Origin of the sequence: Marinobacter algicola DG893, assembly GCF_000170835.1 — a bacterium.
Taxonomy (GTDB): Bacteria; Pseudomonadota; Gammaproteobacteria; order Pseudomonadales; family Oleiphilaceae; genus Marinobacter; species Marinobacter algicola.
The window spans coordinates 1-1218 of the sequence record NZ_ABCP01000098.1 but is presented as its reverse complement, the minus strand read 5'-3'; the positions used below and the strand labels follow the sequence as shown (position 1 = coordinate 1218).

Annotated in this window: 1 protein-coding gene; it reads left to right on the top strand. The window is 58.4% G+C overall.

The features are described from left to right. The first annotated feature begins 59 nt into the window (after positions 1 to 59). Positions 60 to 1124: a class II fructose-bisphosphate aldolase gene (gene fba / locus MDG893_RS20375; RefSeq protein ID WP_007155746.1), complete on the top strand. Its 1065-nt coding sequence runs from the start codon at positions 60 to 62 to the stop codon at positions 1122 to 1124. The last annotated feature ends 94 nt before the right edge of the window (positions 1125 to 1218 follow it).

Below are 1218 nucleotides of genomic sequence, written 5' to 3'. Positions count from 1 at the left end.
ACTCCAAACCAGAGAAGTCTGCCAAAGACATTGTTTAATAAACCAAGGAGACAACCCCAATGGCCCTGATATCGATGCGGCAACTGCTGGACCACGCCGCCGAGCATGGTTACGGTGTACCTGCGTATAACGTGAACAACCTTGAGCAGATGCGCGCCATCATGGAAGCGGCTGACAAAACCGATTCTCCGGTGATTGTTCAGGCCTCTGCTGGTGCCCGCAAATACGCAGGCGCGCCTTTCCTGCGGCACCTGATCCTCGCGGCCATTGAGGAGTTTCCCCATATTCCGGTGGTCATGCACCAGGACCACGGCACCAGCCCGTCGGTATGCCAGCGTTCAATTCAACTGGGCTTCAGCTCCGTGATGATGGATGGCTCGTTGGGCGAAGATGGCAAAACCCCGACCGACTACGAGTACAATGTGGACGTCACCCGTCGCACCGTCGAAATGGCGCACGCTTGTGGTGTTTCCGTGGAAGGCGAGCTGGGATGCCTGGGCTCCCTGGAAACCGGCCAAGCCGGTGAAGAAGACGGCATTGGCGCAGAGGGCACCCTGGACCATAGTCAGATGCTGACTGATCCGGAAGAAGCGGCAGACTTCGTCAAGAAAACCCACGTGGATGCCCTGGCCATTGCCATCGGTACCAGCCACGGCGCCTACAAGTTCACCCGTCCACCGACCGGTGACATCCTGGCCATTGAGCAGATCAAAGCCATCCACAAGCGTATTCCGGACACTCATCTGGTCATGCACGGTTCCAGCTCCGTTCCCCAGGAATGGCTGAAGATCATCAACGAGTACGGCGGCGAAATTCCGGAAACCTACGGCGTGCCCGTTGAGGAAATCGTCGAAGGCATCAAGCACGGTGTTCGCAAGGTCAACATCGACACCGACCTGCGCCTGGCCAGCACCGGCGCGACCCGTCGCTTCCTGGCCCAGAATCCGGCTGAGTTCGACCCGCGTAAATTCCTGAAGGCGACCATGCAGGCGATGACCGAAGTCTGCGTCGCCCGCTACGAAGCCTTCGGTACCGCCGGCAACGCCAGCAAGATCAAACCGGTTAACCTTGAGCGCATGTTTGAGCGGTATGCGTCTGGTGAGCTGGATCCCAAGGTTCGATAGGCCTGGGAGTTTGCTTCTGTAGCCTGCTGATTGGCGGGCGTGCACCGGTGGGAGAGACTGCTCAGAAAACGCCCGTAAATACATCCATGTAGGG

Excerpts from the sequence above, each read along its gene's own strand:
- fba (WP_007155746.1), top strand. The coding sequence starts at position 60 with ATGGCCCTGATATCGATGCGGCAACTGCTGGACCACGCCGCCGAGCAT.